We start from the raw sequence: 1,268 nt of genomic DNA, 5'->3' as shown, positions 1-1,268 counted from the left end.
CTGAATACCGTCTAATTACTTTGTCATTTTTGTACATAATGTTTAAAATTATGTAGCCTTTATTCAGGACGGGTCAAGCTTACACACAACGGTCTCGTATAAGAATAGTTGCGTGGTTAAGTCACTAAATTAGTATACAAAAACTAGCCAGAGGAAAATCCGCAGGATTTTCCGAGTAAGCAATGACCAAGCAATTATTTTTATACATTGTTGGCAGTAGTTTTTTAACGTTTTTTCTTTTTAATCTTTTGTTTAACCTTTTCTGATGTTTTCGATTTCTTATTTATAAATTTTATTTTTTTTGCTTTCTTAAAGCCATTTGCTAAAACTTTATAGGTTGGGTTAATCAATGTTATTATTGACATTAGAGCAATTAATAAAGCAAGCCATTGAATTAGGGACGAATATTCTTCATACCAGTTCATAATTTTTAGCTTTATTTCCACTCGTTCATTTTCCCAGCTTTCTCCGTTAAAATATGTTAGTACAAATGAATAATAGTAATCTCCTGGAGGAATACCTTCTTTTAATTTAATTTTGAATGATATGGGCGATTTGAACTCTTCTTTATTTTTTCTACCCAATGTCGCCTCGGAAAAAATAATTGTATGCTCTTGTATGTATTGGTCATAGTTTGGCCTAAAATCTTTTTTAGCCTTTAAATAGGGGTTTTCAGCTTTTTTAAAATCATCGAAATAAGTAGTGGTAATTCCATCTTTGGGAGTGAACAAAACTCCATTTAATGGAATCAGACCACTATTTTGAAGGGGCATATTTAACCCTCCATAATATATTAACTTATCAACAATTTTAAAATCTACAGTAATATATGATTTGTCGATATCAATAATGTTTGCTGAAGAAGAATAATATAGTTTGGCAGAGGTGAAATCTATGAAACCGTATCCAGAAATGTAATAATTTATTTTCAATGAATCTCCCGCACTAAGTGTGGTTTTAGATGCATTTACAATTTGTTTGTAGCTTCCAGGATTATCTGCATTTGAAGCGTTTTGTCTTATTAATTCATGTAGAGGTTTTTCGAAAAAGACCGAGTATTTTCCAAACTTAATTTCATTAGGCTTTTCTTGTGAGAGACAAAAGTTAAAAAAGAATAATAGTATAAAATTAAATAATAATTTTCTATTCATGAATTTTGAGTTCTTATCTGGGTTTTTTAATTACTGCCAACGTGTTTGTGTATAGAAAGTTGCGTGTTTGCCTGCCAGGATTTTCCGAAGGAAAATTAGAAGCTAGCAAACAAAGCA

The 1,268-nt window shown here is 30.6% G+C and carries 1 protein-coding gene; it reads right to left on the bottom strand.

The features are described 5' to 3' along the window. Window positions 1–224 precede the first annotated feature (224 nt). On the bottom strand, window positions 225–1,151 hold the full coding sequence (locus Q0842_RS16015; RefSeq protein ID WP_298500498.1) for a hypothetical protein: 927 nt from the start codon (window positions 1,149–1,151) through the stop codon (window positions 225–227). Window positions 1,152–1,268: the final 117 nt, after the last annotated feature.

The organism is uncultured Algibacter sp., assembly GCF_947495675.1.
GTDB lineage: Bacteria > Bacteroidota > Bacteroidia > Flavobacteriales > Flavobacteriaceae > Algibacter_B.
Note: the sequence above shows the minus strand (reverse complement) of the source record. Positions and strands in the feature narration are given on the sequence as shown.